Origin of the sequence: Aquabacterium sp. (genome assembly GCF_016195855.1) — a bacterium.
GTDB lineage: Bacteria > Pseudomonadota > Gammaproteobacteria > Burkholderiales > Burkholderiaceae_C > Aquabacterium.
The window spans coordinates 209,799-223,404 of record NZ_JACPYU010000003.1 but is presented as its reverse complement, the minus strand read 5'-3'; the positions used below and the strand labels follow the sequence as shown (position 1 = coordinate 223,404).

At 64.3% G+C, this 13,606-nt stretch carries 11 protein-coding genes; 5 read left to right on the top strand and 6 right to left on the bottom strand.

All coding sequences use genetic code 11. The features are described 5' to 3' along the window. Window positions 1-455: 455 nt before the first annotated feature. Window positions 456-749 carry a 30S ribosomal protein S20 gene (gene rpsT / locus HY019_RS02640; RefSeq protein WP_290688130.1) on the bottom strand — a complete coding sequence of 98 codons (294 nt, stop codon included), beginning with the start codon at window positions 747-749 and terminating at the stop codon, window positions 456-458. 150 nt (window positions 750-899) lie between these two features. Here rpsT and murJ point away from each other — a divergent pair, with 150 nt between their 5' ends. Then, complete coding sequence (gene murJ / locus HY019_RS02635) at window positions 900-2,462, top strand: murein biosynthesis integral membrane protein MurJ (RefSeq protein WP_290688129.1); 1,563 nt, start codon at window positions 900-902, stop codon at window positions 2,460-2,462. 44 nt (window positions 2,463-2,506) lie between these two features. Here the strand turns inward: murJ and HY019_RS02630 are convergent, their stop codons facing one another. The 4 genes from HY019_RS02630 to alr all read right to left on the bottom strand — a co-directional run bounded on the left by HY019_RS02630 (window position 2,507) and on the right by alr (window position 7,683). Continuing rightward, window positions 2,507-4,348: a TonB-dependent receptor gene (locus tag HY019_RS02630; RefSeq protein WP_290688128.1), complete on the bottom strand. Its 1,842-nt coding sequence runs from the start codon at window positions 4,346-4,348 to the stop codon at window positions 2,507-2,509. A 159-nt stretch (window positions 4,349-4,507) separates the two neighbouring features. After that, complete coding sequence (gene radA, locus HY019_RS02625; RefSeq protein ID WP_290689138.1) at window positions 4,508-5,881, bottom strand: DNA repair protein RadA; 1,374 nt, start codon at window positions 5,879-5,881, stop codon at window positions 4,508-4,510. A gap of 53 nt (window positions 5,882-5,934) precedes the next feature. Then, window positions 5,935-6,432: an acyl-CoA thioesterase gene (locus tag HY019_RS02620; RefSeq protein WP_290689136.1), complete on the bottom strand. Its 498-nt coding sequence runs from the start codon at window positions 6,430-6,432 to the stop codon at window positions 5,935-5,937. Window positions 6,433-6,561: 129 nt separating this feature from the next. Then, window positions 6,562-7,683, bottom strand: coding sequence for an alanine racemase (gene alr / locus HY019_RS02615; RefSeq protein WP_290688127.1), 1,122 nt, complete (start codon window positions 7,681-7,683; stop codon window positions 6,562-6,564). Between the two features lie 212 nt (window positions 7,684-7,895). On the opposite strand from alr, the gene lplT reads away from it, so the two are divergent. Continuing rightward, complete coding sequence (lplT, locus tag HY019_RS02610; protein WP_290688126.1) at window positions 7,896-9,179, top strand: lysophospholipid transporter LplT; 1,284 nt, start codon at window positions 7,896-7,898, stop codon at window positions 9,177-9,179. 81 nt (window positions 9,180-9,260) lie between these two features. Continuing rightward, entirely contained in the window at window positions 9,261-9,728 is a 468-nt protein-coding gene (locus HY019_RS02605; RefSeq protein WP_290688125.1) for a hypothetical protein, read from the top strand. A 29-nt stretch (window positions 9,729-9,757) separates the two neighbouring features. Here HY019_RS02605 and HY019_RS02600 read toward each other — a convergent pair whose 3' ends face one another. Then, the gene (locus HY019_RS02600; protein WP_290688124.1) at window positions 9,758-11,329 is read right to left on the bottom strand and encodes a helicase HerA-like domain-containing protein; all 1,572 of its coding nucleotides are present in this window, start codon (window positions 11,327-11,329) and stop codon (window positions 9,758-9,760) included. Between the two features lie 218 nt (window positions 11,330-11,547). Between HY019_RS02600 and HY019_RS02595 the strand changes: the two genes are divergently transcribed. Further along, window positions 11,548-12,276: a YebC/PmpR family DNA-binding transcriptional regulator gene (locus HY019_RS02595; RefSeq protein WP_290688123.1), complete on the top strand. Its 729-nt coding sequence runs from the start codon at window positions 11,548-11,550 to the stop codon at window positions 12,274-12,276. Between the two features lie 24 nt (window positions 12,277-12,300). Continuing rightward, window positions 12,301-13,599 (top strand): phosphoribosylamine--glycine ligase, encoded by a 1,299-nt coding sequence (gene purD, locus HY019_RS02590; RefSeq protein WP_290688122.1) that lies wholly within the window; start codon window positions 12,301-12,303, stop codon window positions 13,597-13,599. The last annotated feature ends 7 nt before the right edge of the window (window positions 13,600-13,606 follow it).

Here is a 13,606-nt window from a genome sequence, read left to right as displayed (position 1 = left end):
GGAAAATGCGGCCTTCGGCATGAGGGCTCGGTGAAGCGAGGCCGCTGGGCAGTGGCTGTGTGGGCTCAAGCGCCGCGCCGTATTTCGGCCACCAGCGGCCCGCGACTTCCAGGTGCTGGAAGGGATCGCGTTGGCAGAGGGCTTGCAAATCAGGGTGACGCTGGGCGATCACGATGGCATGCAGTCTAGCGGGACAGTCCTCTGTCGAGATGCCAGAAAAGTCTTAGATTTCGGGCCAGGCTTGGCCAGCGTTGCCCAGATCCATTGCGCCCGCCACACTGGGCAGTGAGGGGTTACCCGGGTTTTGTTGTCTTGAGCTGATCCAGGCCTCGGCGGCGGGTGCTCAAAGTGTCAGGGCAAGGCCTTCACAAAGCCTTTGACTGCGCCGATGTCGAGGCTGAGCAGACGCAAAAAAGCCCGCACGAAGCGGGCTTTTCAGTTTGGGCGAACCCAGATCAGGCGGCGATGGCCTTGATCTTGGCCGACAGGCGGCTCTTGTGGCGAGCGGCCTTGTTCTTGTGGAAGATGCCCTTGTCGGCGATCGAGTCGATCACGCTTTGTGCGGTCTTGAAAGCGTCAGAGGCCTTGGCCTTGTCGCCGGCTTGAACAGCCTTCAGCACGCCCTTGATGGCGGTGCGGAACTTCGAGCGCAGCGCCGAGTTGGCAGCGTTCAGTTTGACGTCTTGACGAGCGCGCTTGCGGCCCGAAGCAATACGGACGGTCTTTTTGGCTTTGGATGCAGATGCCATGATTTTCGAGCCCTGCGAATGCCTGACCTGCCAGTCAAACTGACAGTCAATTCGCACCCAACAGGGCTAAGTTGGTTGGAAAACCAGAGATTATAGCCTGCTTGAGCGGGCCTGCCAAGTCAGAGGCGGGGCACTTCCTATAATGCCCGGATGAGTTTGCTGAAATCCGCGTCCATTGTTTCCCTGCTGACCCTGGCGTCACGTATCACCGGTCTGGTTCGGGAGTTGCTGATCGCGGCGGCTTTTGGCGCCAGCGCCACCACCGACGCCTTCAACGTGGCTTTTCGCATTCCGAATTTGCTGCGCAGGCTGTTCGCAGAAGGGGCGTTCTCGCAAGCCTTTGTGCCCATCCTGGCCGAAAGCCGTGCCAAGAATGGCGACCAGGCCACGCATGACCTGGTCAATGCGGTCGGCACCGTGTTGTTCGGTGTGCTGTCCATTGTGTGCGTGCTGGGCGTGGTTGGCGCGCCTTTCGTGGTCTGGGCCATGGCCTCCGGCCTGAAGGAAAGCGGGGGCTTTGACGCCGCCGTGGTCATGACGCGCTGGATGTTCCCCTACATCGGCTTCATGTCGCTGGTGGCGCTGAGCGCGGGCATCCTCAACACCTGGAGCCGTTTCGCCGTGCCGGCCGTCACGCCGGTGCTGCTCAACCTGTCGGTGATCGGGGCGGCCGTCTTTGTGGCGCCGCTGTTCAAGTCGCATGGCGTCGAGCCGGTGTTTGCGCTGGCGGTGGGCGTGATGATCGGGGGCGCCTTGCAACTGGGCGTGCAGGTGCCAGCCTTGCTCAAGATCGGGATGATTCCCCGCGTCGGCCTGACCTTGGCGGCCTGGCGCAAGGCCCGCGCGCACCCTGGCGTGGGCCGCATCCTGCGCCAGATGGCGCCGGCGGTGCTGGGCGTGTCGGTGTCGCAGGTGTCTTTGCTGGTCAACACGCAGATCGCCTCGCACCTGGGGGCTGGGGCCGTGTCCTGGCTGACCTATGCCGACCGCCTGATGGAGTTCCCCACCGCCATGCTGGGCGTGGCGCTGGGCGTGGTCTTGTTGCCGCAGCTGTCACGTGCGCAGGCCAGCGGTGACGAGGTGCAGTTCTCTGCCTTGCTGGACCGCGGGCTGCGTCTGGTGCTGCTGCTGGCCTTGCCGTGTGCGGTGGCCTTGCTTGTGTTTGCCAAGCCACTGGTGGCGGTGCTCTACCACTACGGCCACTTCAACCCCAATGACGTCAAGCAGACGGTGCTGGCGCTGTCCTGTTATGGCGTGGGCCTGATGGGCCTGATCGGGGTGAAGGTGCTGGCACCAGGCTTTTATGCCACGCAGGACATCAAGACCCCTGTGCGCATCGGGATCGCCGTGCTGGTGATCACGCAGATCTTCAACGCCATCTTCGTGCCGTATCTGGGGCACGCCGGTTTGGCGCTGTCCATCGGCCTGGGCTCACTGGTCAATGCGGGCTGGCTGCTGACCGGGCTGCGCAAGGCCGGGCGTTATCGTCCCTCGCCGGGTTGGGCCGGCTTTGGTTTGAGGGTGGTGGTGGCCACGGCCTTGCTGGGCGTGGGCCTGTGGCTGGCGGCCGAGCACATCGACTGGATCGGTCTGCACGCCCATGTCTTCCTGCGCATCGGGGCGCTGGCGGCCTGCATGGTGGGTGCGGCCGTGGTGTATTTCGGCACCCTGATGGCCTCGGGCCTGAACCTGCGGCAGGCGATCAAGGGCTGAGCTGGCGGGCCTTTGCGCGGCGCCGTTGCGGGCTCAATGTGGGCTCAGATCGACACCTTGAACTGCACGAAGCTGCGGCGAGGCGCCTGGAGCCCGTAGCTTGGCAGGAAAACGGGCCGGTCTCCCTCGATCGACTGGTAGGTGAAGGACAACTCGGCCAAGCCGTCGCGGACCCGGAAGGGGTAGGCCAGGCGCACATCGGTACGCCGTGACACGGGCTGCCAGTCGCGATTGTCGTGCCAGGACATGCCGCCCAGGAACTGGTGGATCAGCGTGAAATCCATGCCACCAGGCAGGTGCTGGAACCAGGCCAGGGTGGTGGCGTGTTCGGGGGGCTGGCGCTCTTGCGTGAGGTTGTAGTACTCGTTTTGCCAGATCAGGTGTTCAAAGCTCTGGTTCAGCCAGACCTCGCCACCGTCGATGGGCCGCCAGCGCAACTGCGCCTCGATGCCAACGAGTTCGAAGCCGGGCGCATTGGTGAAGTCCTTGAGCCGGTTGCCGGAGTACGGCAGCGACACCGTTGTCTCATATTCGCTGTTGCGGATGATGGTGTTCATGCGCTCGCGGTAGGCGCGCACATCCAGGTTGACCTGGCTGGCCGGGAAACGGCCCAGGTAACCGATCTCCTGGCTGTGCAGCCGTTCCGGATCGACGTCGCCGCGGGCTTTCCAGGTTCTGGCCAGCAGCATGCCGTTGAAGTCATAGCGCATGTCGCCGAAGTACTCGAACAAGCTTGGCGAGCGGACCGAATCGGTGATGCCGGCGCGCAAGGTGTGCTCCGGGCTGATGAGCCAGTTCACCATCAGCCGCGGGGCCGCATACTCGCCAGCCAGGCTGTGCTGGCCCAGGAAGAGCCCGCCGTTGAGCAGCCATTGTGGCGTGGCGCGCCACTCCACGGTGCCGAAGAGGCGTTCTTCGTGGAAGCTCTCTGCGCCTGTGGTGGAGAACAGTACCGGCGAGTTGGCCTGCTCCTCCTTGTAGCCCGCGCCGATCACGCTCCGCAGGGTCGGGCTCAGCGTGGCCTTGTATTGCAGTTCGGCGTTGTTGCGGTAGCCGGTGCCGCTGTAGTCGATCATGACAACGGGCAGCGGTGCAAACGGGGCGACGTCCTGCCTCCACTCCTGCGCGTGGTTGGCTGACAGTTGCAGCTCGCCTGATCCAGATAGCTGGCGTCGCCATTGGGCGTTGAGGTAGCTGTCGCGGGAGCGGATGGTTCGCAGCGGGTTCATCACCTCGGTCGCAAAGCCATCGCCGGCGTCCAGGTGGTTGGTGCCTGCCTCGATCAGGATGTCGTCATCCGCACCCGGTTTGATGTCCACGCGCATGTCCAGCAGGCTCAGGTGCCGGTCGTCATGGGCATTCAGGTAACCCTCATCGCGTTGCTCCCCGGCAGAGAGCCGGAAGCTGAGTGGCCCTTGGGTGCCTCCGACTTGAAGCCGGCGATCCTGAATGCCGTTGTTGCCCGTCGTGACGCTCGCTTCAGCCTTGGGCACATCTGCGCTGTGGCGGGTGATGATGTTGATGACGCCGAACATGGCGTTGGCCCCATAGGCGGCGGAGTTGGCGCCACGCAGCACCTCGATGCGCTCGATGTCTTCGAGCATCACATCCATCATGCCCCGATGGGTGTCACCCACGGACAGGGATGAATAGACGGGTCGCCCATCAATGAGCACGAGGTTGCGCGAGCCATAGTCATCCAGTGGGATGTGGTAGGCCGCCACCGGGTTGGCGCCATTCCAACCGCTGGCCATGTAGCCCGGCACCAGTCGCAGCACGTCTGCCAGCGTGCGGCCCCCCGACATGAGGATCGTCTTGCGGTCGATCACCGTCATGGCGCCCGGCGCCTCGTTGAGCGGCTGCTTGAGCCGACTGGCCGTGAGCACGATCGGCACATTGGCGAAATCGTCGTCCTCGGCTGAGGTGGGTATGTCTTGTGCCTGTGCTGTGCCCAAACACGCAAGTGCGAGACAGCCACTTAGAAATTGGGTTGGAAACAATGCGCGAAACATGATCGGGTTGGGTAGATCGGTCGTGAAGCGGGGTCAGTTCAGGTTGCGGATGATCTCCATGGCTTCCTCCACGCGCTCGACAGCGTGGATGGTCAGGCCCTCGATGGGCTTCTTGGGTGCATTGGCCTTGGGCACCACCGCGATCGAGAAGCCCAGCTTGGCGGCTTCTTTCAGCCGGTCCTGGCCACGTGGGGCAGGGCGCACCTCGCCGGCCAGGCCCACTTCACCAAAGGCGATGAAGCCCTTGGGCAAGGGGCGGCCACGCAGGCTGCTCTGGATGGCCAGCAGCACGGCCAGGTCGGCGGCCGGCTCGCTGATGCGCACGCCACCCACGGCGTTCACGAACACGTCCTGATCAAAGCAGGCCATGCCCGCGTGGCGGTGCAGCACCGCCAGCAACATGGCCAGGCGGTCACGCTCCAGGCCCACGCTCAGGCGGCGCGGGCTGGGGCCGCCCGCGTCCACCAAGGCCTGGATCTCGACCAGCAAGGGGCGCGTGCCTTCCAGCGTCACCAGCACGCAGGAGCCGGGCACCGGTTCGCTGTGCGTGGACAGGAAGATGGCGCTGGGGTTGCTCACCCCCTTGAGGCCCTTGTCCGTCATGGCGAACACGCCGATTTCGTTGACCGCGCCAAAGCGGTTCTTGATGGCGCGGATCAGGCGGAAGCTGCTGTGGGTGTCGCCTTCAAAGTAGAGCACCGTGTCCACAATGTGTTCCAGCACGCGCGGGCCGGCCAGCGTGCCGTCCTTGGTGACATGACCCACGAGGATCATCGTGCAGCCGCTGGATTTGGCCACGCGCGTCAGGTGCGCCGCGCATTCACGCACCTGGGCCACCGAGCCGGGCGCCGAGGTGAGCTGATCCGAGAACACGGTCTGGATGGAGTCGATCACGCAGAAGGATGGCTTTTCGGCGTTCAGTGTGGCGATGATGTTTTCCAGCTGGATCTCGGCCTGCACGCGCACGTGGCTGCCATCCAGCCCCAGCCTTTGCGCACGCAGGGCGACCTGGGCGCCGCTTTCTTCGCCCGTGACGTACAGCACGGGCATCTGGCGGGACAAGGCGTCCAGCGCTTGCAGCAGCAAGGTGGATTTGCCGATGCCGGGGTCGCCACCAATCAGCACGACCCCACCGGCCACGATGCCGCCTCCGAGCACGCGGTCAAGTTCCTCCAGGCTGGTGGGGGTGCGTGAGACGTCGGCTGCCTCGATCTCGGACAACGTGGTGACCGGTTGCGCGGCGTTCAGTCCACGAGCCAGCGCCTGCATGCGGTTCTTGCCCGCGGCCTGTTCGGCACGTGTCTCTTCCAGTGTGTTCCAGGCGTTGCAGCTGGGGCATTTGCCCAGCCACTTCGGGCTGATGCCCCCACATTCGCTGCAGGTGTAGACGGTTTTTTCCTTGGCCATGCCGCCATTGTCGGGCATGGCCCGGTCGCCCTCCGCCAGCGATCAGTCCATCATCAGGCCGGCGACTGGCCGCTTTCGGCCTGAATGGCCTTGAAGCGCTGTTCCAGCTCCTGGCGCAACTGGCGGCGCAGCTTGGCTGCGTTGAAGCGGCGCACCTCATCTGGTGTGCCGGGCGTCAGCGGTGTCACGGGCGTGGGCTTGGAGGCGTCGTCCACCGCCACCATCGTGAAGAAGCAGCTCTGGGCGTGCCGCACCACCTGCGTGCGGATGTTCTCGGCGATCACCTTGATGCCGATCTCCATGGACGAGGTGCCCGTGTAGTTGACCGAGGCCAGGAAGGTGACCAGTTCGCCCACGTGGATGGGCTGGCGGAAGGTGACCTGGTCCACGGACAGGGTTACCACATAACAACCGGCATAGCGGCTGGCGCAGGCGTAGGCCACCTGGTCCAGCAACTTGAGGATGGTGCCCCCATGCACATTGCCCGAGAAATTGGCCATGTCCGGTGTCATCAGCACCGTCATGCGCAATTGGTGGCGTTGGTGGTCGATATCCATGTGTCGTTCCGCAGCGATGTCCATTGTTGTGCAAGCAATCAAAAAGCACCAGTCAGACGCAAGTTGTGTGCCGAACTGGTGCCTGATGGCGTATCGCGTGCGCCATTTTGGTGGCTGAAAAAATCAGGGGTAGGGGTGATTGAGCACCTGAACGGGCACGCGGGGCGACACCGCGCACATCAGCTCATAGCCGATGGTGCCGCAGTGGTGGGCCACTTCGTCAATGGACAACTGCGCGGCATGGTCGCCATGGTGCGGCGCGATGCCCCACAAGGTCACCGTGCTGCCCATCTGGGCTTCGGGCAGGTGGCTCAGGTCCACGCACATCATGTCCATGGAGACACGGCCGACCAGGCCGGTGCGTTGCCCATCCACCAGCACGGGGGTGCCGTCCGGTGCGTGCCGTGGGTAGCCGTCTGCATAACCGCAGGCGACCGCGCCGATGCGCATGGGCTTGTCGGCCTTGAAGCGGCTGCCGTAGCCCACGGTGTCGCCGGCTTCCAGGTGCTGGATGCCGATGATCTTCGATTGCAGCGTCATCGCGGGCTTGAGGCCCCAGTGCGTGGCGTCGTGCTCGGGGTAGTCGGGAGCGGCGCCATACAGCATCACGCCGGGGCGCACCCAGTCGCCACGCACGGCAGGGTCGCTGGCGTAACGCAGGGTGCCGGCGCTGTTGCACAGGCTGCGCTCGCCGCTGAGGTCGCCCGCGTGTTGCTGGAACACCGCGAGCTGGTGCGCGATGCCGCGGGGGCTGTCAGCATCCGAAAAATGCGTCATCAGCGAGATCTCGTCCACCTGGGTCAGCGCACTCAGTCGGGCCCAGGCGCTGCGGAAGGCGTGTGGCTTGAAGCCCAGGCGGTTCATGCCCGTGTTCATCTTGAGGAAGACACGGTGTGGCCATTCAGTCTTGTGGGCGGCCAGCCAGTCGATCTGTTCGTCGCAGTGCACCACATGCCACAGGCCCAGGCGCGAACACCATTCCAGGTCGCGGGCGTCGAACACGCCCTCGAGCAGCAGGATGGGGCCGCGCCAGTCGAGCTCGCGCAATTTTTGCGCCTCGGCGATGTCCAGCAGGGCAAAACCATCGGCGGCGCGCAGCCCCTCATAGACGCGCTGGAGCCCATGCCCATAACCGTTGGCCTTGACGACGGCCCAGACGCTGGCGTCGGGGGCGCATTCGCGGGCGCGCTGCAGGTTGTGGTGGAGGGCGTCGAGGTGGATCAGGGCTTCAAGCGGGCGCGGCATGGGTGTCATTTTGCCAGCCTCGCCAAGTCGGGCTTGCCTGGCCCCTGTTTGCGTGGCGGCGAGGCAGGAATCCCGGCGTGCATCGGCAAGCTGTCAGGGCGCCGTGCTATAACCGGCGGCCTTTGATGTGATCAACGAGATTTTGGCGCGGACATGTCTATCAGGCAGGATTTGAATCGACCAGATATGAACCTTCCCGACGACGCTCGCGCATGAAAAAAGGCTTTTTCACGATCATGGCGGCGCAGTTTTTCAGCTCGCTGGCCGACAACGCCTTGCTGGTTGGCGCGATTGAACTGCTGAAAACCAACAACGCGCCCGCCTGGCAGATGCCGTTTCTGGCACCCATGTTCGCGCTGTTCTATGTGGTGCTGGCGCCCTTTGTCGGGGCGTTCGCGGACGCCCTGCCCAAGGGCAAGGTCATGTTCCTGTCCAACAGCATCAAGGTCATCGGTTGCCTGCTGATGCTGTTCGGGTTGCACCCCCTGCTGGCATATGCCGTGGTGGGCCTGGGTGCGGCGGCTTACTCGCCGGCCAAGTACGGCATCCTGACTGAGCTGCTGCCGCCTTCCCAACTGGTGAAGGCCAATGGCTGGATCGAGGGGCTGACGGTGGCCTCCATCATCCTGGGTGTGTTGCTGGGTGGCCAACTGGTTGGCGTCAAGCTCTCATCCATCTTGTTGGGCTTTGATTTCCCGGTGATCGACACAGGGGTGACCCAGCCCTGGCAGGCGGCGGTGTCCTCCATGATCGTGCTGTACATGATCGCGGCCCTGTTCAACCTGCGCATCCCGCGCACGGACGCGGTGCTGCAACCCATGAGCGGCAACCTGATGGAGTTGCTGCGCGACTTCTGGCAGTGCAACTCCCGCCTGTGGAAAGACAAGCTGGGACAGATCTCGCTGGCCAGCACGACCCTGGTTTGGGGCGTGTCGGGCAATATGCGCGTCATCGTGTTCCCCTGGGCGGCCGCTGCGCTGGGCTATTCGACGACGCAGGCCTCTTCGCTGGCCGGGGTGGTGGTGCTGGGCACGGCGGTGAGCGCTGTGGTGGCATCGGTCTCGATGCGGCTGGATCTGGCGACCAAACTCATTCCCCTGGGTGTCCTCATGGGCGTGCTGATGCTGGGCTTGAACGTCATCACCAGCCTGACGATGGCCGTGCCCTTCCTGATCTTGCTGGGCGCCACGGTGGGTTACCTGGTGGTGCCGATGAACGCCTTGCTGCAACACCGCGGCCACAACCTGATGGGGGCTGGGCGCTCGATTGCCGTGCAGAACTTCAACGAGCAGGCCTGCATCCTGGCGCTGGGCGGGCTGTACGCGGGCGCCACGTCCATGGGTTTGTCGGCCTTCGGGGCGATCACGGTGTTTGGCCTGGTGGTGGCCTCGGTCATGGGCCTGGTGGGCCTGTGGCACCGCCGCAATACCATCGTGTACAAGGCCGAGGTTGATCAGTTGATGGCCCTGGCGCGCAGCGACGGGCATCACCACTGATCACGGCTGGCAACACAGATTTACAAAGTCAGGTCGGCCAAAAGGGCCGCTGACCCGTTGAGAGCTCACAAGGAGACTCTCATGAACACCACCTCTCGTTTTGCGACCCTGTCCCGTCTGGCCCTCGTGGCTGGCTTTGTGGCGGCTGCGGCCAATGCCCATGCAGGCGGTGGCGTGTACTGGGCGGTGAACGTCAACGCACCTGTGCAGGGCATGGGTTATGTGTCGACGGCAGTTTCCAACACGCGCTACGGCGTGTATGCGCCGGCGCCCGTGGTGTATGCGCCCGCCCCGGTTGTGTATGCCCCTCCGGCCGTCGTGGTTCAGCCGCGCCCCGTGTATGCGCCAGCACCTGTGGTGGTCTACCAGGAGCCGCGTCGATGTGAGCCTCGTGGCCCTTGGGCCTGGGGCTGGCGTCGCCACCACCATCATCATGACGAAGACCGCTATGCCTGGAACGATGGCCCGCGTGGCGACCAGCGCATGATGGTGCCTCGCGATGGTTACGAGCGTGACGATGGTGACCGCGGCTGGCGTCGGGGGCGCTGATCGGGTTGACCAGTGTGGGCTCGTGAGCCTCAGCGGCGGCGGTTGTTTGCGCCACCCAGGATCGAGCCCAGCACGCCGCGGATGATCTCTCGGCCCATGGTCGAGCCGATGGTGCGCGCGGCCGATTTGGCCACCGTTTCCAGAATCGAGTCCTTGCGGCCACTGCCTTTGAGCAGCCCGTCGGTGATGTCGCCCAGCCAGCCACCGGTGGTCGCGCCCGCTGCGCCCCTGGCCGCATCGGTGGCGCCGCCCTTCATGGCCTCGGCCGCCTCTTCACGCATGGATTTCGGCTCGCCCTGGCCAGCTTGCGCGCTGGTGGGGGAGGCCGCCGCACGGCCCTTGAGCTTTTCGTAGGCCGAGTCCCGGTCCACGGTCTTTTCGTACACGCCGGCCACCAGCGAATTGGCCAGCAAGGCCTGGCGCTGCTCGGGCATGATCGGGCCGATCTGGCTGCCCGGAGGCAACACGAACACGCGTTCTGTGACGCTGGGGCGCCCCTTGTCGTCCAGCAGGCTGACCAGGGCCTCGCCCACGGCCAACTCGGTGATGGCGGTTTCGATGTCCAGGCCAGGTTTGGCCCGCATGGTTTCTGCGGCAGATTTGACGGCCTTCTGATCCCGTGGCGTGAAGGCGCGCAAGGCGTGTTGCACGCGGTTGCCCAACTGGCCGAGCACGGTGTCGGGCACGTCCAGCGGGTTCTGGGTCACGAAGTAGACGCCCACACCCTTGGAGCGCACCAGGCGCACGACCAGCTCGATGCGCTCGACCAGGGCCGATGGCGCGTCCTTGAACAGCAGGTGGGCCTCGTCAAAGAAGAAGACCAGCTTGGGTTTGTCCAGGTCGCCCACCTCGGGCAGGGTCTCGAACAACTCCGACAGCATCCACAGCAGGAAGGTGGCGTACAGACGGGGCGCGTTCATCAGCTTGTCGGCGGCCAGGATGTTGATGACACCCTTGCCGTCCACGGTCTGCATGAAGTCGCCGATGTTGAGCATGGGCTCGCCAAAGAACTTGTCGCCGCCTTGCTCCTCGATCTGCAGCAGGCCGCGCTGGATGGCGCCCACGCTGGCCGCGCTGATGTTGCCGTACTCGGTGGTGAACTGGCTGGCGTTGTCGCCCACATGCTGGAGCATGGCGCGCAGGTCCTTGAGGTCGAGCAGCAAGAGGCCGTTGTCGTCGGCGATCTTGAACACCAGTTGCAGCACGCCTTGCTGGGTGTCGTTCAGATTGAGCATGCGCGACAGCAGCAGCGGCCCCATGTCCGACACCGTGGCGCGCACCGGGTGGCCTTGCTCGCCGAACACGTCCCACAGCGTGGTGGGGCAGGCCAGCGGTTCGGGCTTGTCCAGGCCGCGTTCAGCCAGGATGCCGGCCAGCTTGGGTGACACGACGCCGGTTTGCGAGATCCCGGTCAGGTCGCCCTTGATGTCGGCCATGAAGACGGGCACCCCCGTTTGGGACAGGCTTTCTGCCAGGGATTGCAGCGTGATCGTCTTGCCGGTACCCGTGGCGCCGGTGATCAGGCCATGGCGGTTGGCCAGGGCCGGCAGCAGGTGGCATTCGGTGTCTTTGTTCCGGGCAAGCAGGATGGGATCAGCCATGGTGGTGGGGCGTCTGAAAGGGTGTCGAGCGGGTGCCGGACGGGTGAAAAACGGACAAGCGGACCATTCTGAGCAGAACCTGATCAGGGTCAACCCGGCCGAAAGGTAAAATCACAGTATCACTCAGCTTTTGCTGAGCATTTTTTGTGCGCGCACCGGACTTGTGCCGGGGCGCGTTCTGTCGTTCAAAAACAGACTATTACCCGGAGCAACTCGCCATGGCCGGTCATTCCAAGTGGGCCAATATCCAACACCGCAAGGGTCGTCAGGACGAAAAACGCGGCAAGGTATGGACCCGCATCACGCGTGAAATCATCGTGGCGGCCCGCGCTGGCGGTGCCGACATCAACATGAACCCGCGTCTGCGCCTGGCCATCGACAAGGCGAAGGCCGCGAACATGCCTGCCGACAACATCAAGCGCAACGTGGACAAGGCCACGGGCAATCTGGATGGGGTCACCTACGAAGAAGTGCGCTACGAGGGCTATGGCATTGGTGGCGCGGCCGTGATCGTGGATTGCATGACCGACAACCGTGTGCGCACGGTGGCCGAAGTGCGCCACGCCTTCAGCAAGCACGGTGGCAACCTGGGCACGGAAGGCTCGGTGGCCTTCCAGTTCAAGCACGTGGGCCAACTGCTGTTTGCGCCCGGCGTGAATGAAGACAAGGTCATGGAAGTGGCCCTGGAGGCCGGTGCCGACGACGTGGTCACCCACGAAGATGGCTCCATCGAAGTACTGAGCTCCCCGGCTGATTTTGAAGCTGTGAAGAACGCCCTCGAAGGCGCTGGCATGAAACCTGAAATGGCTGAAGTGACCATGCGCGCCGAGAACACCATCGAGCTGACGGGCGACGACGCCGCCCGGATGCAGAAACTGCTGGACGTGCTGGAAGACCTGGACGACGTCCAGGACGTGTTCCATAACGCCGAACTGGCGCCGAACTGACGGCCGAACTGAATTGAGCAACACATGAATATTCTTGTCATTGGTTCGGGCGGCCGCGAGCATGCCCTGGCCTGGAAGCTGGCCCAGTCACCCAAGGCCACCAAGGTCTACGTTGCCCCAGGCAATGGCGGCACGGCACGTGATCCGCACCTGGTCAATGTGCCCATCACCGATGTGAAAGCGCTGGCCGACTTCGCCCAGGACAACAAGATCAGCCTGACCGTGGTGGGACCCGAGGCCCCGCTGGCTGCCGGTGTGGTGGACGAGTTCCGCGCGCGTGGCATGCGCATCTTTGGCCCCACCCAAAAGGCCGCCCAGCTGGAAAGCTCCAAGGCATTTGCCAAGGACTTCATGAAGCGCCATGGCATCCCCACGGCGTTTTACGAGACCTTCACCGATGCGGCGGCGGCCCACGCTTTCGTGGACAAGCATGGCGCCCCCATCGTGATCAAGGCCGATGGCCTGGCTGCAGGCAAGGGCGTGGTCGTGGCCATGACGCTGGACGAAGCACACCAGGCCGTGGACTGGATGCTTCCTCAGGACGGTGGGGACAACAAGCTGGGCGTGCAGCACAACGCCGGTGGCGCTCGTGTCGTGATCGAAGAGTTCCTGGAAGGCGAAGAAGCCAGCTTCATCGTGCTGGCCGACGGCAAGAATGTGGCCGTGCTGGCCACCAGCCAGGACCACAAACGCCTGCTGGACGCTGACGCCGGCCCCAACACCGGTGGCATGGGCGCTTATTCGCCTGCCCCGGTGGTGACGCCCAATGTGCACGCCAAGGCCATGCACGAGATCATCAACCCGACCCTGGCCGGCATGGCCAAGGACGGCATCCCCTTCACCGGCTTCCTGTATGCCGGCCTGATGATCGACGCCAACGGCAACCCCAAGACGCTGGAGTTCAACTGCCGCATGGGTGACCCCGAGACCCAGCCCATCATGATGCGCCTCAAGAGCGACCTGATCGACGTCTTCATGGCCGCCACCGACGGCACGCTGGACCAGGTCGAGCTGCAATGGGACCGTCGCTTTGCGCTGGGCGTGGTGATGGCCGCTGGTGGCTACCCGCTGGACCCGAAGAAGGGCGACGTGATCACCGGCCTGCCTGCCGAAGCCGATGACGCCATGGTCTTCCATGCCGGCACGACCATGGGTGATGACGGCCAGGTGCGCACCAGTGGTGGCCGCGTACTGTGTGTGACTGCACTGGGCGAGTCAGCCAAGCTGGCGCAGCAGCGTGCGTATGACTACATGCGCGGCATCCAGTTCGACGGCATGCAGTTCCGTACCGACATCGGCTGGCGTGCCATCAAAGCGCGTTGATCTGGCC